Source organism: Thermogemmatispora sp., from assembly GCF_019683635.1.
In the GTDB taxonomy this organism is placed as follows: domain Bacteria; phylum Chloroflexota; class Ktedonobacteria; order Ktedonobacterales; family Ktedonobacteraceae; genus Thermogemmatispora.
Window position 1 is genome coordinate 1 of sequence record NZ_JADGIA010000047.1, and the last position, 20,245, is coordinate 20,245.

The 20,245-nt window shown below is 60.6% G+C and carries 18 protein-coding genes; 7 read left to right on the forward strand and 11 right to left on the reverse strand.

The genetic code is table 11. From position 1 onward, the window contains the following. Positions 1-237: 237 nt before the first annotated feature. From IRZ31_RS07525 to IRZ31_RS07540, 4 genes are all read right to left on the reverse strand, one after another. Positions 238-858, reverse strand: coding sequence for a DUF6114 domain-containing protein (locus tag IRZ31_RS07525; RefSeq protein ID WP_297151843.1), 621 nt, complete (start codon positions 856-858; stop codon positions 238-240). A 209-nt stretch (positions 859-1,067) separates the two neighbouring features. Continuing rightward, positions 1,068-2,378: a ribonucleotide-diphosphate reductase subunit beta gene (locus IRZ31_RS07530; RefSeq protein ID WP_297151847.1), complete on the reverse strand. Its 1,311-nt coding sequence runs from the start codon at positions 2,376-2,378 to the stop codon at positions 1,068-1,070. 263 nt (positions 2,379-2,641) lie between these two features. Continuing rightward, entirely contained in the window at positions 2,642-3,232 is a 591-nt protein-coding gene (locus IRZ31_RS07535) for a TetR family transcriptional regulator (protein WP_112428858.1), read from the reverse strand. 537 nt (positions 3,233-3,769) lie between these two features. After that, positions 3,770-4,015 carry a helix-turn-helix domain-containing protein gene (locus tag IRZ31_RS07540; RefSeq protein WP_223258273.1) on the reverse strand — a complete coding sequence of 82 codons (246 nt, stop codon included), beginning with the start codon at positions 4,013-4,015 and terminating at the stop codon, positions 3,770-3,772. A gap of 366 nt (positions 4,016-4,381) precedes the next feature. Between IRZ31_RS07540 and IRZ31_RS07545 the strand changes: the two genes are divergently transcribed. Then, a complete protein-coding gene (locus IRZ31_RS07545) occupies positions 4,382-4,816 on the forward strand; it encodes a hypothetical protein (protein ID WP_146747161.1) in 435 nt (144 codons plus the stop codon). Here IRZ31_RS07545 and IRZ31_RS07550 read toward each other — a convergent pair. Continuing rightward, positions 4,791-6,002, reverse strand: coding sequence for an FAD-dependent oxidoreductase (locus IRZ31_RS07550; protein WP_189361595.1), 1,212 nt, complete (start codon positions 6,000-6,002; stop codon positions 4,791-4,793). The genes IRZ31_RS07545 and IRZ31_RS07550 overlap by 26 nt on opposite strands. Before the next feature lie 422 nt (positions 6,003-6,424). On the opposite strand from IRZ31_RS07550, the gene aroA reads away from it, so the two are divergent. The 3 genes from aroA (at position 6,425) to IRZ31_RS07565 (ending at position 9,756) form a co-directional block, all read left to right on the forward strand. Continuing rightward, positions 6,425-7,792 (forward strand): 3-phosphoshikimate 1-carboxyvinyltransferase, encoded by a 1,368-nt coding sequence (gene aroA / locus IRZ31_RS07555; protein ID WP_297151856.1) that lies wholly within the window; start codon positions 6,425-6,427, stop codon positions 7,790-7,792. A 78-nt stretch (positions 7,793-7,870) separates the two neighbouring features. Beyond that, positions 7,871-8,173 (forward strand): hypothetical protein, encoded by a 303-nt coding sequence (locus tag IRZ31_RS07560; protein ID WP_052887953.1) that lies wholly within the window; start codon positions 7,871-7,873, stop codon positions 8,171-8,173. Between the two features lie 287 nt (positions 8,174-8,460). After that, on the forward strand, positions 8,461-9,756 hold the full coding sequence (locus IRZ31_RS07565; protein WP_112428848.1) for a radical SAM protein: 1,296 nt from the start codon (positions 8,461-8,463) through the stop codon (positions 9,754-9,756). 59 nt (positions 9,757-9,815) lie between these two features. Here IRZ31_RS07565 and IRZ31_RS07570 read toward each other — a convergent pair whose 3' ends face one another. The 5 genes from IRZ31_RS07570 to ispE form a co-directional block, all read right to left on the reverse strand. Next, positions 9,816-11,078, reverse strand: a complete 1,263-nt coding sequence (locus IRZ31_RS07570) for a glycosyltransferase family 9 protein (protein WP_297151863.1) — start codon at positions 11,076-11,078, stop codon at positions 9,816-9,818. 34 nt (positions 11,079-11,112) lie between these two features. Next, positions 11,113-12,489 (reverse strand): lipopolysaccharide heptosyltransferase II, encoded by a 1,377-nt coding sequence (waaF, locus tag IRZ31_RS07575; protein ID WP_297151866.1) that lies wholly within the window; start codon positions 12,487-12,489, stop codon positions 11,113-11,115. A 23-nt stretch (positions 12,490-12,512) separates the two neighbouring features. Next, positions 12,513-13,760 carry a glycosyltransferase family 9 protein gene (locus IRZ31_RS07580; RefSeq protein ID WP_297151869.1) on the reverse strand — a complete coding sequence of 416 codons (1,248 nt, stop codon included), beginning with the start codon at positions 13,758-13,760 and terminating at the stop codon, positions 12,513-12,515. Beyond that, the gene (gene waaF, locus IRZ31_RS07585) at positions 13,760-14,974 is read right to left on the reverse strand and encodes a lipopolysaccharide heptosyltransferase II (RefSeq protein ID WP_297151872.1); all 1,215 of its coding nucleotides are present in this window, start codon (positions 14,972-14,974) and stop codon (positions 13,760-13,762) included. Before waaF (IRZ31_RS07585) ends, IRZ31_RS07580 begins: the two co-directional genes overlap by 1 nt. Positions 14,975-15,245: 271 nt before the next feature. After that, positions 15,246-16,178: a 4-(cytidine 5'-diphospho)-2-C-methyl-D-erythritol kinase gene (ispE, locus tag IRZ31_RS07590; protein ID WP_297151875.1), complete on the reverse strand. Its 933-nt coding sequence runs from the start codon at positions 16,176-16,178 to the stop codon at positions 15,246-15,248. 224 nt (positions 16,179-16,402) lie between these two features. Here ispE and IRZ31_RS07595 point away from each other — a divergent pair, with 224 nt between their 5' ends. Both IRZ31_RS07595 and IRZ31_RS07600 read left to right on the forward strand, forming a co-directional pair. Next, positions 16,403-17,389, forward strand: a complete 987-nt coding sequence (locus IRZ31_RS07595) for a hypothetical protein (RefSeq protein WP_297151878.1) — start codon at positions 16,403-16,405, stop codon at positions 17,387-17,389. Between the two features lie 10 nt (positions 17,390-17,399). Next, positions 17,400-18,116 carry a PIG-L deacetylase family protein gene (locus IRZ31_RS07600; protein WP_297151882.1) on the forward strand — a complete coding sequence of 239 codons (717 nt, stop codon included), beginning with the start codon at positions 17,400-17,402 and terminating at the stop codon, positions 18,114-18,116. Positions 18,117-18,187: 71 nt separating this feature from the next. Here the strand turns inward: IRZ31_RS07600 and IRZ31_RS07605 are convergent, their stop codons facing one another. Beyond that, on the reverse strand, positions 18,188-19,024 hold the full coding sequence (locus IRZ31_RS07605) for a hypothetical protein (RefSeq protein ID WP_297151885.1): 837 nt from the start codon (positions 19,022-19,024) through the stop codon (positions 18,188-18,190). Between the two features lie 346 nt (positions 19,025-19,370). Between IRZ31_RS07605 and IRZ31_RS07610 the strand changes: the two genes are divergently transcribed. Beyond that, complete coding sequence (locus IRZ31_RS07610; protein WP_297151888.1) at positions 19,371-20,222, forward strand: tyrosine-type recombinase/integrase; 852 nt, start codon at positions 19,371-19,373, stop codon at positions 20,220-20,222. The last annotated feature ends 23 nt before the right edge of the window (positions 20,223-20,245 follow it).

Below are 20,245 nucleotides of genomic sequence, written 5' to 3' on the forward strand. Positions count from 1 at the left end.
CTTCGCGCTCTGGTTCCCGGGTCATTCCGGTGTCGTGCTCTTTTTCCATGAGACGCTCTCCTTTTTATGTGTTACATGACAGATATATATTTATGTATATGCAATCCCGACGAGCGGGATTACAGACGAATGGATAGGGGCGCGCATGGGATAACGATCTCAGAAGATAAGCTGATTGTACTGATCGGCGATCCTTGCGAGCTAGGAACCCCAGACGAGAACTCTAGGGCAATGGACTCAAGGGCGGATCGTTGCACGAGTACGCAGAGACGAGCGTGGCACACCGCGCCGTTTGCCAGCGGCAACGGGACGCCAGGCCACACCCAAGGCTCCGCCGATGATGCCAAGTAGCATACCAATGCCGAAGCCGCCAAAGGAGGAAGCGATCAGCGAAGTCAGGGCGAGCACCACGCCAATAGCCCCGGTGATGAGTGAGTAGGCGGGGACAAGCAGCTGGATTACGCCCATAATGACCAGCAAGGCGCCAACGAGTATGCCGGCCCAAATCGTGCTGCCGGGGAGCATGGCCAGCCTGATTAACATAGCTGGACCCCAGAGGACCAGCAGGCCGGAGAGGATCAGAAGAATGGAGCCGGCAAAGGGACGGGAGCGGCGCCAGCGGCGGAAGCGACCCCAGCGCTGCCACTGTTGAACCAGCCGGACCTCTTTGTCTGCTGTGCGCAGGCGTCGGTAAGTGCGCCAGGCGCTGAAGCGTTGGCGCAATCCTGCCAGCGCCTCTGTTAGAGCAGGCTTATTGCGGCTGGAGCGACTGGAGAGGTCGACAACGATCACTTGTTGGCTCTGGCTACTGCTGCTTTGCGTGGTATCTTCCGCCTGTGGTTCTTGAGACATCGCCATTGTAGAAACTCCTTTTCCACGCCTCAACGGTGAAGCGACCTGCCGGTAAACAGCCCCGGCCAAACCAGCGAAGCGAACATTGCTCAACGAGCTGAGCGAATAGGGGGCGGGCACAGCTGGTCAAGAGCGATTGATTATTGCAATGGAGCTCTCTGACCAGCCGTCCAACCCTGCACCACCCTGGCGCGCAGAAGCTGGCGCTCCGTCTCCTAAACAGCGAGCAGGCGCGGCAGCTCCAGCGCCAGCCGCCAGTCGCCGCTGATGCGGAGGCGGCGCGAGAGTACAGCCTGGCGCTGATTGAGACGACGGCTGGAGAGACGGGCCCAATCGCTGGCCGAGCAGCGCAGCGTCAGCCGCGGATTCTCCAGACGCCCCACGCCGGTGACCGGTGGCATGCCAGGCTCTAATTTCAGGTAGCGAGGCTGCATATCATCAAAGAGCCACTGGATAGAGGCGCGGATCGGCTTAGAGCGCTGCTGCGACCAGGAGGCTACCAGACGCATCGAAGTAAAGATAGTCTCCATTGTCTCCTCGGTCAGATGGGGAGCGTCCCCAGTCCCCAGGACACCCCCTTCGATGAACTTGATGATGCGCTCAGCCTGCACCTCAAAAGGATCATCAAGACCCAGTTTTGCCAGCTCGCTTACCTCATGGGGATCAATGCCCGCGCGGCGCAGCTTCGTATGAAGCGAACGCAGACCAAAAGCGAACATCTCCTGGGGGGTAAAGCCGAGGCAGGTAATGTACGACCAGTCGTGATTGGGGGGAGCTAGCACGCCTGCCGTCCAGGCCAGGATGCGATTGAGCATCTCAATCGCTGCCTCCTTGCAACGCTGATCCTTGCTCACCAGCTCGCGTAGCAACTGAATGCCAAAGGCGATATGCCGCGACTCATCGCGGGAGACGAAAAAGATACCGCGCCCCAGGGCTGGAAGAAGGCCAGTGCGGGTGGTGTATTCGCGAAGAAAATGCTGCCCTGTATGGGCCAACATTCCCTCGATCACGATGTGATAGAGGACAACACCCTGGGCCAGCAGCGGCAGACTGTGGGGATTGCGGCGCAGCCGCTCTGCGGCGCGGTCTAGCTCTGTGAAGACCTGCACAAAGCCCCAGCTCAGATGAGGACGAACCGCGCTCAGTGTCGTACTGATGTCCTGGCCGAGCTGGCAGACTTCGCGGATAAAACGGTCGAAGAAGACATGGTGGCGGGCCTCGTCAGCGATCTGCGTTGCGAGAAAAATTTTATCCTCTGGCCGCGGAGCCGGCTCCACGAAGGGGGCCAGCGTCAGCGTTACGGATTCCTCGCCATCGAGAAACATCGAACAATTCCAGAGAATCGCCGCCCGCTCTCGCTCACCGTGCTTTTCTCTCCAATCCAGCGCATCCTGGCTAAAGTCCAGCACCTTTGCTGACCAGTTCCCTTCCTCCCACAGGCGATAGAGTCGATCTTTCTCAACCGGTGGCGTCTGTTCAGAATCGACATCGATGAAGCCTTCCTGTTGGGCCGGTTCGGTGGTCATGGGTTGTTTCCCCCTGTTCCTGGTACCTGCCTGCCTGTGAGGGAGGCGCCGCCCCGACAAAGCCGCGTCGGGACCGGCTGGCCCTCGCCAGATCCTGAACCATCGACTAAATTGACTGACAGTCAGTCAACCGTTGTTGTATATGACTATAGCCGGCAATCAGGTGATTGTCAAGGGGAAGACGATCGCCTAGTAAATTAGGGTAGTTTCTGCAACCGGACAGGATACCGGGAGCGAGAGCGAGCGATCGGTGCGAATCGGCGTTAGGCAATGCCGAGTGCGTGGCGAATGAAGCTAGAGCATTCGGCGATGAAGACCTCGGGGGAGACGGGCGAGTTATAGATATAGCATTCTTCGGCGGCGTAGTAGACTGTGCCGACGATAAGGATCGCCGTCACCTCGGGGTTGATGGTCGGGCTAAGGGTGCCGTGTTGCTGCTCCTGGCGGATGATCTCTGCGATCAGCCCGTAGTAGGGGGCGAAGATATGCTGGCGTTCGGCAGGGTGTTCTGTCCAGCAGGTATTGAAGTGCACGATCGCCAGGATGTCGCGGTACTCCGACATGATCTGGAACGTTTCGGCCACGCTACGCTCGATCATCTCTTGCAGATTGTGTGCCTCGTCGTAGGCGCGTCGGAGCGCGGTCTCGATGCGCTCTTGCATCTCGCGGGCGAGCGTTGTCAAGACCGAGGCCTTAGATGGGAAGTACCAGTAGAAAGTTCCCTGGGCCACGCCGGCGCGGGCCACGATCTCGGAGATGGTCGTTGCTTCGAATCCTTTCTCGGCGAAGACCTCGCGCGAGATCCTGAGCAATTCGGCCTTGCGTGCTTCGCGATTGCCTCGATTTGCTGCCATTCCCTTCACCTTTGTGCTATCAGTAAAGCAGATCCCTTGCTAGTCTTTTCTAATAGCATAGCATACAAACACGGCCATACGCCAGGTTAGGTGAGACCTGCGGCCTGGGGAGGGGAGGAAGATAGTGTGGCTGTCGCCTGGGCCGTGGTAGTGCGGTGTGTTGTTTTTCTTCCCCTACCTTGCGCCCGCGAGCGGCTTGATAGTGCAAAGGGAAAAAAGCCGGCTCACCACTCTTATTGCGAACCTCGGGCCTTGGCGCTCGCTAAGTGGGAGCCGAGCGAGGCCTGGCAGGCTGAAGGTGGGCCGGCCTGAAACTCTGTTCCACCACGTACCTATTCCACGGTGCTTCGCTGGCTGAGTGAGCCTGGTGCGGTGTCCGGCGGGGGGTTAAGCGCTCCGCCTCTACTCAGCATTCATACCTTTCTCCTTCCTGTTTGCTTGCCCTTCAGTTTGACCAGCGACCAGCTCCTGGCTATGCCGTGCCGCGTCGCCCTCCCTGGCCCGGCTGCATCAGACCAGGCTCTCAGTGGCCTTCATCTAGACGCTGACCGCTGTGGTACCATGAATCAGGGCATCGAGGGTACTCTTCTTGACCCGGTAGCCCTGCCGTTTGCCCCGGTGGGGGAGCAAGATGGCCTCCAGGGCGCCCGACTTGATCCAGCGCCGCACGGTGGTGTCGTCGACGCGGAGCCGCTGGGCGACCTCGCTCACGGTGAGCAACTCGGTGGGAGGTTCCATCTCACGACCTGCTGTCTCCTCATGGTGTGTGCGTGTTCGTGCCATATGTCTCTCCTTCCTCCTGAATTCCAAAAAAGCACCTGTGGTATTCCTAGAACGGAGCAGCCTCCGTCTTACAACTAGCATACTGTAGTTCACAAAGAGGACGTCTGCAAGTTGACGCCATGCCGCGCAGTAGTCCTCCGGAGGAGCTGTTTCGCGAGTGCCCTGCCTGACTGTGCGCGACTCTGTCTAGCCTTGCCTGCCTGGCGAGACGGGGCGATGCAGGACGATGCGGGGCCTGCTGTTGTCAGCTTCCCTACGCTCCTCCCTTATATAATGATGATGCTCGCTTGAAATAATGCGGGTAATATGTTCTGACCGAGAGCGAGAATCTGACTATGGGCGATCGTCACTAGAGAGGTGAGCAGTATGACTAGCCGGTTGTCTTTCGGAGCAGGCTCGGACTCCAATCGAGAAGAGCGGCAGGGGCGAGAGCAGGGGAGGCTGGCGATCCCCTGTTGCCGACAGGGCTTGCCTGCCTTCACTGAGGAGGATGTGCGCACCTATCTCGCTGAGCACCCTCCACTCTCTACCATGTTTGGAAGTGTGCCCGTCATTGGTAGCGTGCGCTTTCTTCCCGTTGCCGAGGCGATCTCACTGCTGGCCAGGTGGCGGACGGAGCAGACGCTGGCTTCCCAGCTCGCTGGACGAGGACTGGTCTGCCTGGTTGAGCTGCTGGGACCGTTTCAAATCCATGATCCACTGCGCCCTCTGGGGCGGGTGGCACCCATCGCCTCGCGCCTCTACTTGCTCTTCGACGCGGGCGATGGGTCGCTGCTTACCTGGGTGCCCGCTGATCAATAGGCCCGGGCTGGCGGCTGCTCAGAGCATCGCGCTCATGAAAGCGTGCCAGGCGGAAAGGGGTCAGCGGTACCAGGGGCTCCTCGCCACAGACTAAGCTGCTGAGCAGCTCACCAAGCAAGGGACCAAATTTGAAGCCGTGGCCCGAGAGGCCCGTCGCAAAGGCAACGCGCGGCTCAGCGGGCAGGAGGTCGATAATGAAATCGCCGTCGGGGCTCATGTCATAGATGCATTTGCCAACGTGGGCCAGGTAGGCCCGTCGCAGGGCCGGGAGCAGTTCCTCTAAATCGTGGATGGCCTGACGCACAAGCTGCTGGCTTCGCGCAGGATGCTCCGTCTCGTCGGGATCGATCACCGGGCCAGTGGCGTGAGAGGCAACTTTGAGCCAGGGTAGCCCCTCGCCGTTGGCGCTGTAGGTGCTGTGAATGGGTAGCCCATAGAGATCATTGGCCATAAAGGCCGGGAAATTGTGGACACCAAAGCTGGAGAGCGGCAGCCCTCCAAAATAGAGCAGATACTGGCGGGTTGTCTGAACGGGCAGATGCAGCTCGCCAAGCAGACGGTGAACCCAAGGCCCGGTGGCCAGGACAACACGATCGGCGCTGATGGTGGCTCCATCGGCTAGCCGCAGACGAAGAGGCCGCTGCCGGCTGCTGGCATCGAGGGCACAGACGCGCGTTCTCTCACAAATTGTTCCTCCCATCTCGCTCACAAGTGCTTTGAGAGCGCGTAGGGCGGTCGAGGCATGGAGAATACCAGCTTCCAGGTTATAGGTCAATAGATCAAAGGCATGGGTCTCAAATTGAGGAAACCGTCGGCGACATTGTTGCTCGGCTAGCCGCTCTGTCGGCAAGCCTAAAGCCCGCAGCGTGCGGTAGCTTTCCAGTGTGAACCCGTCGTCCTCTCGCCCGAGCAAGAGCAATCCTGTGCGCAGATAGAGCGTTCGCTTTGTGAGCTGCTCCAATGCCACCCAGCGACTTAGACTGAGTATAACCATTTGCGAGTAGAGAGCATTAGCTCCGTATTCAAAGCGTAATAGACGCGAGGCTCCGTGAGAGGTAGAGCGCGGATGATCGACAACTTCCTGCTCCAGTACGGTGACGCGCTCTATGCCTCGGGCCAGCAGCGCATAGGCCGTCGCCAGTCCCACGATCCCCGCTCCCACGATGACAAAATGGTCTTGTTTCACGATCGTCTGGCGCCTCCTAGAAATTCTGCTATATGGAATCCTAGTATAGCAGAATATACATTTTTAGTCAATTGATAGCTATGACTTTTCCCTTGTTGAAAAGATAAAATGATGCACTATAAAGTGTAGCGCGACTTGTATGTGCAGTGTAATCCTTTTGTAAAGCGAGCAAGAGACATATGTCGCCCTGGCTGCTGACCACAAAGTTGCATCGGCTGGCTTGCATGTCATCTCTTTCTTTCGCCTCTTGAGAAAAAGCACACCGGCGTGATACTATCTTGAAGACAAGCTCCGGCCTGCTGGCGGGGCTGTTGCGCAAGATGAATATGGCTCTGCTGCGTGCTACAAGGCGGTGTGCTACTTCTTGGCAAGGCAGCCTGATGGGACGTGAGATGTTCGTGCATGAGCCAGGCTAATGAGAGATGGAACAACGAGACGCGAGAACCACAGCGGCGGGCAAGCCAGGACGCAGTCTCTCGATTGCGCCGACAACGTTGCTGCGGGGGGAACCGTCGTTTCCCTCTTCCAAGTACTATACCTTGCGTTACCTGTTAGCGGCAACCCTGGCGGAGGGAGAGAGCCAGATTCTCTTCCCCGCTCTTAGTGAGGACAGCGAGGCGCTTTTCCGTGGCTGTCGCGCCTTGGGGGCGCAGCTCGACTGGCTAGGAGAACCGGGCGAGCGCTTGCAGGTGAGAGGTGTCGGGCGACCTCGGGCCACGGGAGCGGTTCTGATCAACGTCGGCAATGCAGGAGCAGTACTACGCCTCTTGCTCGGCGTCGCCGCCTGGCTGCCCCAGGTGACCTTTGTGACTGATCAGCCGCAGTCGTTGGGGCGCAGGCCAAATCGCGAGCTGCTGCAGGCGCTGGAGTCTCTGGGCGTGCGAGTCGAGGCTCAGGGACCGGAGGGCTATCTGCCGATTACGCTCTATGGAGGCCAGCCGCATGGCGGTCAGGTAGTGGTCTCGGGAGCGCGCAGTTCCCAATATGTGAGCGCTTTGCTCTTTCTGGCCCCTTTGCTTGCTGAACCGCTGACAATCGAGGTTGTTGACGGCTTAACCTCTCAGGTGATGGTGGAGTTGACGCTCAAAGTCCTGCGTCAGGCGGGGATTGTCATTGAGCACGATGCTGCTCTCCGGCGCTTCCAGGTGCCGGCCCCGCAAGCCTACCGGGCGGGTACTTATGTGGTGCCTGGTGATTATCCTTCGGCGGCGGCGCTGCTGGCGGCCTGTGCGGCGATGCCCGATCCCGCCAGTGAGCTACGGCTTGGACGCTTGCCGGAGGGTGAGGAGGATGGCGAGGCGTTGGTGGCGGCGCTGCTGGCGATGGGCTGCGATCTCCAGCGCGAAGGCGAGACCTTGTGTGTGCGTGGTGGGCGACCCCTGCGCGGGCTGGAGCTGGATGGTAGCAGGATCATCGACTGTATTCCTGTGTTGGTGGCTCTGGCCTGCTTTGCTGAGGGGCGTAGTGTCTTCTACAACGTCGAGAATCTCCACTATAAGGAGTCGGATCGCATTAACGATCTCTGCGCCGAGCTGCAGCGTGCTGGCTGCCGTGTGACTCCTTTGCCGGATGCCATTGTGGTTGAGGGGCAGCCAGAGGGCGTCGAGGGTGGGGTCTGGGTCGATGGCCATAGTGATCATCGCTTGCTGCAGGCTCTGACAATCGTGGGGATGCGCAGCCGTCGCGGGCTGTCGCTGCGTGGGGTGGAGCATGTTGCCAAGAGCTTCCCGCACTTCTTCTCTGAGCTACAGCGCCTGGGGGCAGTGGTCAGTCCTGCGCTTTCGTGGTAAACTCTTGTCCAGATGGATGATAGAAAGCGTCGTGTACCTGAGTCTGCCTGAGTGTTCTAGCAGGGAAAGGACAGAGGGGTGTATCGATACAAAGGCTTTGATAGTGCCCAGTGCGGCGATAGCATCTCCGCCCTTGAGGCGGCCATCAATGCCTGGATGGAGGCCGAGCGCCCCCGCATCCGTCATGTCTGCCAGAGCGTGCTGAACAATCATATTCTGCTAAGCTTTGTCTATGAGGAGATGTCGGAGTTGGAGCAGCGTTTGCCTGCCCAGGCTCAGACCCAGGCCGGTAGCACTCACTCCAGATTCTTAGAAGACGAGTGTTCCGAAGGGCCTCCGACCAATCCGCAGCTGCCGGCCATACCGCCGGTCGTCCACTGAGCGACTCAGCTTCCAGCCAGGGGCGTTCATCCCCTCTCAGACAACGCACGCTCTCTGTCGCCGCTGTCGCCTTGCTGCGCCTGCGTTGTGGGCAAAATCAAGTGCGGCATCCAGGTGAGCTGTGCCTGTCTTCTGCTGGGAGTGTTCTTTACCTTTTTCGCTCGCTTGTTGGCTGACTTCGTTCTCTTGTGGGCATCAGTGGGCAACAACTGCGGCAGGTGGAGAGCATCCATGATTAGGCGCTCGTCTTGTCCTTGCTAAGTGATGAGCAGAGCGCAAGAGGTGCTATGAAGGAACCGTATCTTGTTTATTCAACGGCGCGTGGGGAGGTTCGTGAAGAGCGAGGTCTGCGCGCACTGGCCTTTGATGGGAGTCCACTCCGGGCTGAGGAACTGATTCCTCTCCCCGATGGGGCGACACTCTCGATGCTCCCTGGTCGCCTGCCTGTGGGACTGGACGCGGCTGGTCAGCGTCGCACCTTGCAGCGTCGGGAAGTCTGGGCCCTGGCGGCGCTGCTGCCGATTGGTTATACACGTACTCATCTGCCAGCTTATAGCAAAGATCCTGAGAGTGGTCCGCTCCCTTTTTTTGGCTACTGTGCTGTGGCCGGCCTGAAGGGACGGCTCTTTGTGGCGGCACTGCGAACCGATGATCCGCACAAGTGGCATCCGCGAGCCTTCCCGCGTCGCACCCTGGAGCGTCTTGTCCAGGAGAAGCTGGCGGCCTATCCTCACAATCGCGTGGTGAAGCAGCATGCCCATTGTGCACTAGACTACTATTGTCCGACAGCCAGTAATCTATTTTTTGGCCGCTGGGAGATGGCTATTGCCGTTTCTCCTGGTTGCAATGCTCGCTGTGTAGGTTGTATCTCGAAGCAGGAAGAAGAGCAGTTGATCTCGCCTCAGGACCGCCTGACCTTTGTGCCGACGGTAGAGGAGATTGTGGAAGTGGCCGTTCCCCATCTGGAGCAGGCTGAGGAGGCGATTGTGAGCTTTGGTCAGGGTTGCGAAGGCGAGCCGTTGCTGCAGTGGCGGCGCATCGAGCAGGCCATCCGCGAGATCCGCCGACGTACAGATCGCGGAGTTATTAACATCAATACGAATGCGAGTAATCCCCGCTGGTTGCAGCGCCTCTATGATGCCGGCCTCGATATGCTGCGTGCCAGTACCATCTCTGGTCGTGAGGAGACCTATACAGCTTATTATCGCCCGATTGGGTATACGCTTGCCGATGTGAAGGAGTCGCTCAAACGCGCCCGTGATGCCGGCGTCTATGCCTCTATCAATCTGCTTTGCTTCCCTGGTCTGATCGATCGCGAGCGCGAAGTGGAGGCGCTGCTGGCTTTTGCACGTGAGACAGGCTTGCGTTTGATCCAGCTCCGCAATCTGAACATCGATCCCGAGGTGCTCTTGCCGCGTCTTCCCCCTCTCGATTCGCTAGGCAAGGCCCTGGGTATGCGCACCCTGATTGAGATTCTGCGTCGAGAGCTGCCCGAGGTGGAGATCGGCAATTTCTCCCGTCCAGTAAAGCGTCGTGCCGGCCAGTCTGATCGCCAGCAGGCTGAGGCTGGAACCAGAGTTTAGGCAGGCGAAGCGGCGACCAGCCCCTGATTGCCTGCGCTCCTCAGATCGATGGCTCATCTTCAGTGGCCCTCTCCGGGCATACCCGGACCCGCTTGAGAAGGCTGGGAAGAGTGGAAAGGCAAGGAGGGCCGGTAGCCAGCCTGGAGCAAGAGGCTGCGCGCTGCGGTGGCGACTGGATCTACACCGAGTTGGGCCAGGCAGTCGCGGGTGGCACAGCCCTCGGGTGTACCCAGCTCGTGGCCGCGATAGAAGCAGGGCATGCAGGGCAGGTCGAGGCGTACAACGATCGCCTGGCGTCCCGGCACTCCGCCGGTATAGGGTCCCCAGGCACGATGGTTGGAGAGGCCGAAGATAGCGACCGTGGGTGTGCCGGCAGCAGCGGCCAGGTGCATGACGCCCGCGTCGTTACCGATAAAGAGATCGACCTGTTCCAGGACAGCGGTCGTGACCTTGACGCTCCCTTTGCCGGCGAAGCTGCGCGCTGGCAGGCCCGAGCGCAGCAGGCTCAGAATATGCTGATGCAGCTCGCGTTCTTCTGGTCCCCCTAGAAGCACCAGTTGCCCTCCCACCTCGCGATAAAGGGTATCCGCCAGGGCTGCAAAGCGCTCGGGAGCCCAACGGCGGGCGGTGCTGTAGCTGCCGCTGCCCGGGTGCATGGCAATAATCGGGCGCATGAAAGGGTCGGGAGCCTCATCTATATAAAGTAGATAGCGGGCCTGTTCCCGCTCCGCCTCGCTCAGGGGGACGATCAGACGCCGATCGCTGGTGTGAGCGCCGACGGCTGCGGCAACGGCCAGATTGTAGTCAGCTTCGTGCATGGCTCCGAAGCCCTCATCTTTGACGCGTACATTGAGAAACCAGCCGTGCCCGTTATCCAGGCCCACCCGCCAGCGCGCCCCTGTAGCACGCACCAGCAGCTGATGTTTCAAGCGACCAAAGGGCAAAGTCAGGTGGTGCAAGAGCAGCACGGCATCGTAATGGGCGCTGCGCAGGCGCTGCCAGAGCGGGAAGAGGCCTCTGAGCCGCAGTGGATCGGTCAAAACCTGCTTTGGCGAATCGAACAGGTATTTATCAAGAACAATGATTTCGTCGATGACTTCCCAGTCGGCCAACAAATCCGCGGAGCCGGGCGTCACGAGCAGGTCGATGCGCGCCTGCGGATAGGTCTCGCGCAAGGCGCGCAAGGCTGGCGTCGCCAGCAAGAGGTCGCCGATTGATGCCAGCTTGATTACAAGGAGACGCGCCTCCGCTGGCAAGCGAATTGACTGCTGCTGCTCCGGCTCTGGTGAAGGCGTTCTCAAGGATGCGCGTTGCTGCTGCACTACTGTAACTGCCTCCTCTGCAAAGGTCAAGGGACTAGTGACTCTGGCCCGGCTGTTCGGGGTTAGCAGGACGGGCCGCCGCGGATGGGGCTGGCTGCCGTTCCTGGAGGCGGCGCAAGGCCAGGGCCAGCACCCGCTCCGGCGTGACGTCCTTCATGCACTGGACGGTATGGAAGCGACAGTCGGCTGGACTACGGGCATCGTAGCAAGGACTACACCAGATATCGCTGCGTACGATTGTGGCCTGCGGGCTGACTGGTCCGCTAAGGGCCGGATCGGTCGGACCGTGGATAGCGATCAGGGGAGCCCCAGTGGCCGCCGCTATATGCATTGGGCCGCTGTCGCCGCTAATCACCAGGTCAGCCATCTGCATCAGCGCGGCCAGCTGTGGCAGATTCGTCTGACCGGCCAGGTTGAGCACTGGAGTGGAGCCTTCCAGGCGCTGTAAGATGGCCAGAATGAGAGGCAAGTCGCCCCTGGCACCGGTGAGAACCAGGTGGGCCTGAGCCTCCCGCGCCAGTCCTGTCAGCAAACGTGCCCAGTAGGGGATGGGCCAGCGCTTGGCGTAGCCGTTATGCGAGGCCACGTGACAGACCACCAGTGGTCTCGTGCGTGACCCGGCAACGTGTTCCAGCTCGTCGTCCAGGTCGATCGCAGGATCAAGACGCTTGAGGAGTGTCTCAACCTCACGGCGGGCCTGTGGATCAACATGGAGGCGTGGGAAGCGATCTTCTGGTTGGAGGCTGACGCCTGCTGCGCGCGCCAGCTCCAGGCAATAATCGACCTCGTGACGGCGATCACCAGGCTGCCAATGGCGGCCTGGCACCGGATCGGTCATAAAGCCCGCGTAACCCTCGCCAGCGAAGCCTATCCGTCGTCGGGCGCCGCTCAACAGGGACAACAGCGCCGCCCAGGGGCCAAAGACGCTCACGGCCAGGTCATAGTGCCTGGTCCGTAGCCGGCGGAGCAACGCCACGGCCTCGCGCCAATTCTGGCCTCGTACGAGCGCTTGGGGCCGACGCCAGATGTTCGGATCGTAAGTGATGATCTGGGCCAGATCGGGATCGGCGCTAGCGATGGGCGCTGTCGAAGGCATTGCCAGCAGATCGATCTCCGCCTCGGGATAGGTCCGCTTGAGAGCGTGCACCAGCGTGAGCGAGAGGACCAGATCGCCGATCAGGTCCAGGCGAATAACCAGGATGTGCCGCGGCCTGAAGCGCTGCGGATCAAGCGGCTCATGGCGTCTTGCCAGGCGAGCGCAGCGCAGGAGCAAGCCGTAGCTGCTCAGCGCCAGGTAGATGGTCGTCAGCAGCGTGCGTTTACTGATCTGGATGAGCAGCTTGCGCAGGCGGCGCTGAGCTGGCGGGCGAAGTGGGTAGCCGTATTCATCGAGTTCTTCTCTTGCTGCCATAGCTCTTGCATGCCATCCTTATTCTACAACATGCGTGCTGGCAAGAGTTGTTCCACCGCTGCAAGGACGCGCTCCTCTGGAATCAGGCGTACGCAGGGATGCGAAGGCAGGGCCTGCGGAGGAATATCGAGACGCCCGCAGGGGAGTTTTGGGCAGGCAGGACAGCGCTCGCTTGCCAGAATGACCACGTGACGTCTGGGGTCGCCCCAGGGGCCGAAGATGCGCGGATCGGCAGGCCCATAGAGCGCCACGGTTGGAGTCCCCTGAGAGACAGCCACATGCAGCGGGCCGCTATCGACACCGAGCGCCAGCTGCGCGCGGCGCAGAACGGCGGCCAGCTCTCCAATGCTCAACGTGGAGAGCGAGACGGGGGGGGCCTCGTCGGCCCTGAGCTGCTGATGCACCAGAGTCGCAATCTCCTCCAGAAGTGCTTGCTCTTGCGGGGTACCTGTTAAAACGAGACGCAGGCCATAGCGGCGCAGCAAGGTCACGGCGCAGGTGGCCCAGCCCTCTGGACGCCAGAGCTTGACGGCAGCCCCGCTGCCAGGATGAATGACCGCGAAAGGCGTCTCTCCAGTCAACCCGGCCTTGGCGAGCAGAGCTGTGGCCCGCTCCTCTTCCTGAGCCGTTGGCCCAAAAAGGAGCGGGTAGCGTTCAGGGGTAAATGGCTCCGCGAGGGGGGCCTGACCCAGCAATTGGAGCGCGACGCTCACCAGACGCAGACTAGAGCAGGTGCTATGCTCTCCTTCGGGGAAAGGTAAGGCGTGAGTCAGGAAACGCCTGCCTGGGGCAAGCGCATAGCCAACACGGTGCGGAATGCCTGCCAGGTAGAGCAAAGCTGCACCCCACCAGAAATCGGGACGAAGATTGATCGCCAAGTCGTAGCGTTCGCGCCGCAGTTGCCAGGCCAGGCGCAGCAGCAGCCAGTAGGGACTCAAGGCCCCCTGAGCCGCCCGCCGAAAACCGGGGAAAGCGCAGGTCAGTACCCGCTCCGCCGCTGGATGGCCCATCACAATCGCCTGGGACCAGGGTCCCACAAAGAGAGTTATCTGCGCCGTTGGGCAGTGCTCTTTGAGCGCCGTCAGCGCCGGCGTTGTCAGTACCAGATCCCCCAGGTGGTCCGGGCGTAGGAGCAGCAGGCGAGGTGCCCGGGCAGACGAGAGGGGATGTCGGGCGCGCCGTTGTGCCAGCCAGGACCCGGGCAAGCCAAGCAGATAGATCAGCAGCAACAGCATTCGGCGCAGCCATTCCTTGCGCAGCCGTCCTCGCATCAGCAAATTCCTCCTCGCTCGGGACTGGGCAGCAACTGCTGCACGGCCTGCCAGACCATATCGACACTGAGCGCCTGCATGCAGGTGCATTCCTGGCAGGCGCGCATGCGACCCAGGAAAAAGCAAGGCTCTCCACGCGGATGCTGCCAGAGAGCCACGTGGTGCGGCTCATCCAGCGGATACGGGCCATACTCTTGCGGACTGGTTGGACCAAAAAGCGCGATCACAGGAATACCCACGGCGGTCGCCAGGTGCATCGGACTACTATCATTGCCGATGAAGAGGGCGCACTGTTCAAAGATGGCCGCCAGCTCGCCAAAGCTGGTCTGTCCGGCCAGGTTCAGCACTCGACCTGGAGGGGCAGCCAGACCGGTCAGCACCTCCTCATTGACGGCGCGATCCTCTGGACCTCCAACCAGCAGGACGCGAGCCTCCAGCTCGCTTAGCAGACGACGAGCCAGCTCGCGATAGCCCTCTACCGGCCAGCGCTTGGCTGTTAGAGTCATCCCTGGATTCGAGCCGCCACCGGGCAAGAGTGCAACCTGCAGGCGTGGCTCAGCATCCCGACTGGCGTCATGTGCGAGCAAGGCCCGGGCGCGCAGGCGCTCCTCGCTGGTAGGCACAAAGCACATGTGGGGCCGTCTCGGTGGCAAACCGAGGGCGCGCGCCAGGTCCAGATACAGCTCGGCCTGGTGACGCAGGTCGGATAGAGCAGCCGGAGCAGGCACGCGGTCGGTCAGCGAGAAGCCACGTCCCAGGCTGTCCGGTCCCACGCGGCGAGGGATACCTGCCAACCAGGGGAGCAGGGTCAGCATCGGAGATCGATCCAGAACGAAGGCCAGATCAAAACGCTGTCTGCGTAAAAGGCGGACAAAGCGCAGATACTCTGACAAGCGGTAGCGCCCAGGGATACCAACCGTCCCGCAATCCAGGACTGCATTCACGGCGGGATGATGCTCCGGTACCACCTTTGACCAGCTGCTGGCCACATACGTAATCTGGGCCTGGGGATAGGCCGCGCGCAGCACCTCAAGCAGCGGCGTTGTCATCAGCAGGTCGCCCAAACAACAGGGCTTAATCAGCACAATCCGGCGCGGCTCCCGCCAGGCCCGTCGCCGGAGCCTGCGCTCGACGATATTGAAGCAGGCGAAAGGAAGGCGCAGCATGTAGCAGAGCAGGCTCACCACATGCTGGCGCAAGACTGCCAGTGGCATCGTCTACTGCTCCCTCATCCTCAACAAAGCGCGCCTCAGCCAGCACAGCCTCGCCTGCCGGCTTGATCGGAGTTGGGCCGGCAGAGTAGCAGGCAAAAAAAACACATCAACAAGCCAGTGGGCGTAGCCCTGCCGACTTGTGGTCATCATAGAAGGCGTATGCCCGCTCTCTCCGTGCGGCATGGCAGGGCGCAGGAATTTGACGCCATTATAGCAAAAGGCGCTTTGGCCAGTCGAGTGCACTAGCCAGCTCGCTGCGGCCCAAAGCAGCTTAGTGAGCGGCTACAGATGCAAGAGTCAGGGATTCTGCTGAGGGGTAGACCGCCTGGGTCAGGTAGACCTCGTAGCCCTGCTCCTGGAGGCGGAGCCAGAGGCGGTGAGCCTCCTCAAGATCGGCCAGCGCCGTAAAGAGCGTCGGACCGCTGCCTGAGAGACGAACGAAAGGGGCCCCGGCCTCTAGAAGTGCGGCCCGCCCGGCGGCCACCTCGGCATAGCGCTCCATGACCCCGCGTTCAAGGCCATTGTGAAAGTGAACCAGCTCTGGCATCTGCTGGGCATGCAAAGCTGCGCAGACGGCCTGCGTATGCGAGCCATCGCTATAGTCGCGCGCCGTCAAAGCTCCAAAGACCCCGGCAGTTGCCACACTGATCGCTGGCTTCAGCAGCACCAGCCAGCGCAGCTCGTCTGGCCAGTGGGGAGGCAAAGGAGTCACCAGCTCGCCCCGGCCCTCACAGAGGGCCAGCCCTCCATAGAGAAAGAAGGGCACATCCGAGCCGAGCGAGGCCGCCAGCTCCACTAATTCTGTCGCAGTCAGTTGCAGCCGCCACAGGCGTGTCAGAGCCAGCAGAGCCGCTGCGGCGTCGCTACTTCCTCCACCCAGGCCGGCAGCGCTCGGGATGCGCTTCTGTAGTTCAATCAGCACGCCACGTCGCTCGCCAGTATGTTCTCTGAGCAGCATCGCCGCGCGTAGCGCCAGATTCGTCTCCGTACACAGCTCAGGCTGGGTGCAGACCAGATGCACCAGCCCATCCTCGCGCAACATCAATGAGAGTGTGTCGTAGAGATCGATCGTCTGCATCACCGTCGCCAGCGCATGGTAGCCATCGCCGCGACGGCCAAGCACATCAAGCGTCAGATTGATCTTGGCGTAGGCGCGTACTGTGCAGCTTCTACCCGGTTGTAACCATTGCCATTGCATAGCCATAGCCATTCCATTCGTCAGGATTGTGCCGCTTCATGAGCAGGCTGTCAAGAATGCAGCCCCGGAGAAGGAAGTTAGTCCTTTTTCGCTCGTGGGAGAACTATTCTGTCCCACCTGTGGTATACTACCAGCGAGCTATTTCCCAACATAGCCCAGCTGCTTGCTCAGTACGAGTTAAGAATCGGTCTCCGCACCACCTATCCTGGACCGCTTGCCTGGTGAGCGTCATGGACATTACTGTTGCTTATTTCCACTCGCTCTTTCATCCCGACCTCGTCAAACGGGACTTTGAGCAGATTCGCGCCGCTGGCGCCAGCAGCATCGTTTACAGCATTCTGGATGAAGAGCGCCACTACTGGCCTCGCGATCTGGAGCGTGGCCTGCTTCTCGCGCAAGACGTGGGTCTCAAAGTCTACCTGAGTCCGGGCCAGCATGGTAACCTTTTTGCCACCCCTTCGCCGGCGCCAAGCTGGTATACCTTCCATCACCCCGAGTCACGTGTATTGGACCACCACGGTCGTTATCACGATCTGACCTGCTTCAACCACGAGCCATTTCGCCGCTGGCTCTTTCAAGAGATCGCTTTCTATTTAAACACCTATCCCATTAATGGGATTCTGCTCGATGAGCCAGACTACGGTGAAATCACCTGTTTCTGCTCGGTTTGTCGGGCGCTTTGTCCCGATGTGACCGACCTGGCGGGCTTTCGTCGCCGCTCCTGGGTGACCTTCTTGAGCGATCTCTGTGCCTATATTAAAGGTCTGGACAAGCATGTTCGGACCGTTATTGTGCTCCCCTCCTACGATGCCAGCCTGGTCGAGGACCTCGCACTCTTGCCGGACCTGGACATGCTGGGCCTCCACCTGCGGCGTCAACCCCGCCAGCAGCCTCAAGCTGCTGAGGGGATCGCGAGCAGCTATGATCGTGGCGAGCGAGAGATTGTCGATCGGGTGCGTCAGCATCAGAAGCGTAGCCTGCTCTGGTTGCAGAACTTCGATCTGGACGAAGAAGGCCAGCAAGAGCTACCGCAGCTCTTCCAGCTGGCCTTGCATGCTGAACCTGACGAAGTTGCCTGCTATTACTACTGGCGCAACAATAGTGATCCAGAGGGAGTCTGGCAGCTCACCAGGCAACTGCTGCGGAGCATCCCCCGGCGCCAGCTGCACTGGCAGACCGGCAAGCACTTTGCGATTCCACGCCTGGGAGATGAGTGAGGAGGGAACAATGGGAGAGAACAGCAACATCCTTCTTCCCCCTGGTGGTCGGCGTCTCCTGGTCGTAATGGCTCACCCCGATGACGCCGAGTTTCTCTGCGGCGGAACCATTGCCCGTCTGACCGCTCAGGGGTGGGAAGTCAGCTATCTCCTGGCCACCCGCGGGCAGCGCGGCAGCGATGACCCGACCATGACGCCGGAGCGCCTGGCGGTGATCCGTGAGGCCGAACAGCGCCGGGCGGCGGAAGTACTCGGCGTACGCCAGGTGCTCTTCCTCGACTACGTCGATGGAGATGTTGAGCCATCGCTGCAGATGCGGCGCGAAATCGCCCGCATAGTGCGTCTGCTTAAGCCGGACGTGGTTTTTACTTTTGATCCCTGGCAGCGCTATCAGGTGCACCCTGACCACCGCGCGGTGGGTCTCTGCACCCTGGACGCCCTGGCCGCCTCGCGTAATCTCATGTATTATCCTGAGCAATTTGCTGAGACGGGCGGGCCGCATCGCGTACGCCAGATCTACTTCTTTGCCAGCGACCAGCCGAACCACTGGGTAGACATCAGCGCTGTGATCGACAAGAAAGTCGAGGCCCTCCTCTGCCATGCCAGCCAGATGCGCGGGCGCGATGCCCAGGCCATCCGCGAACTGGTGCTTCAGCGTGGCCGCCCGCTCGGCAGCGAGCACGGCTTCACCTGTGCCGAGGCTTTTCATCATCTGGTGATGAACTGAGCCGCGTGATCACGCTCGAATGGCCCGACCGCTGGCCCGCGCTCAACCTGGTGCGAAGGCCAGATCGGCCATTACGGTTCTTCTTCCTCCTCAAAGGAGGTTGAGAGCGACGGCTGAGGCACGGTCGGCGGAGGAAGCTCCCTTTCTTCCTGCCGATGGACCTTCTCCAACCACTCGCGCAGCTCCTGAATGCGCTGCGTCGTCGCGGCGGTGCTCTCGCTGGCCGGCACAATCACCGCCTGGACGCCCAGCGTCAGCAAGCCATAGGCGGCGGCCTCGCTATTGAGCGACGTCAGGCTCAGAAGGGCCGGCAGGCGCAGCGCCTCGCGCATAGCGCGGTAGCCAAGCGCCTCTTCGATGCTGAGGCGCTCAAGCGGTAGCTCTCGCCCATCGAAGTGCAGGGCCGAGATACCCTCGAAGGCGCCCAGATTGCGCACCACCAGAGGATAGAAGGGGTCGTTTCCGCGCCAGGGTAGCGTCACTGCCAGATCGAAGTCCTTCAGGTGCGTGCTCAATAAGCGGGCTGGAGCCTGGAGCGGCACAATCAGGAAATGGACCCCGTGCTCTTTGAGAGACTCCAGCATCTTTCGCTCGATATTGGCCCCATTGCCGAGGAGGTGCAGGCCGAGGGCGGCGTTCTCGTCCTGGCTCTGAATGGTCTCACTGAGCTGTTTCAGAGTAGCAAGGCTGGCGCTTTCCAAAGGGGAGCCAGACCAATGGAAAAGCAGGCCATTGGCACCGGCTTTGATGGCGGCCTCCGCCTCACCGGCGTCCACGGCGGGAAACTCAATCAGCAGAGCGGCGGCACGGGGCTTAACCGCTGGTCGGCTTTTGCTCCCGAAGAAGCCGATAGCACCGCCGCTCTGGCCGCGCCGTGCCTGGCTCAGCATATCAGAAAACTTGCTCATCTCTCTCTCCCGCTAGCTAGATAGTGGATAGGATTGTACCATAGCAACAGGGCGAGGTCATCGTCGCTCGCTCACCCGCTCGCTCACGGCGAGCGAAGGCGAGAGCGAGCACTCCGACCTGCCACATCTCAGTCTCTGTGCATGCCGGGCGGATAGTCCTATTATAGCACCCGGTTCTGGGGCGGCGCAGTGGTACTCTTCTGTCGCCACTCTTGCCTCTGTCCAGCCTCTGGCATATAATGCCAGCACCAAGGCAAGCCACCCACTCCTCCCTCAGACACGGACGAGACGAGAAGATGGTGGTAGATGCACTTCTTTCTCATTTCTGGGCAGGGGATATGTCGCAATGTTGCAAGAAGCTGTGGATGCCTATCTCGCCACGCTGGCTGAGAGAGGCGCCGGAATCAATCACCACACGGTGGCGGCCTATCGCAATGATCTCTCTCAGTTCTCCTCGTTTCTAGAGCAAAAGCGGCAACGCCGGCACTGGTCGGAGGTAGAGAGCGAGGATGTGCAGGCTTATCTAGAGGAGATGCGTCAGGTGCGTGCCTATCAGCCCACGACGATCAGTCGCAAGTTGGCCGCGCTCAAGACCTTTTTGCGTCACCTCAAAAGCGTGGGACTGTTGGAGAGGAATCTGCTGGAGACAGTGCAGGTTCCCCGCGCTCTCAGGACCACCTTGCCGGTGCTCTCTGCTGAGCAGCTTGCGTGCCTGCTGGAGCAGATTCCGCCGTTCACCCCAACCGGCATGCGCGATCTAGCGATGGTGCAGGTGCTCTATGCGACGGGGATGCACCTCACCGAGCTGGTGGCTCTCGATGTAGGCTGTTTCGATCGCCTCTGCGGTTCCCTGGTTTATCCGCGCAGCGATGGTCGTTTGCGCGAGTGCCCGCTGACATCGCAGGCCATTATGGCGCTGGAGCAGTATCTCCTGCGCTCGCGTCCTTATCTGGCCCGCCGTCATCCCGAGGAGCCTGGCCTGTTTGTGAACCATCATGGCCGAAGGCTAACTCGCCAGGGCTTCTGGTTAGTGGTAAGAAACTATGCTCTGCGCGCCGGTATTGCTGAGCTGACGCCCTGCCAGTTGCGTCAGTCGCTGATGCTTCTGGCTATCAAGCGTAGCAGTGAGCCGCAAGGTATCCAGGCGTTATTGGAATATGCTCACCTATCAAGGGGAGTGGGACGGTCGAGGCGCTAGGGAGCGTCTAAGGGTGATGATTC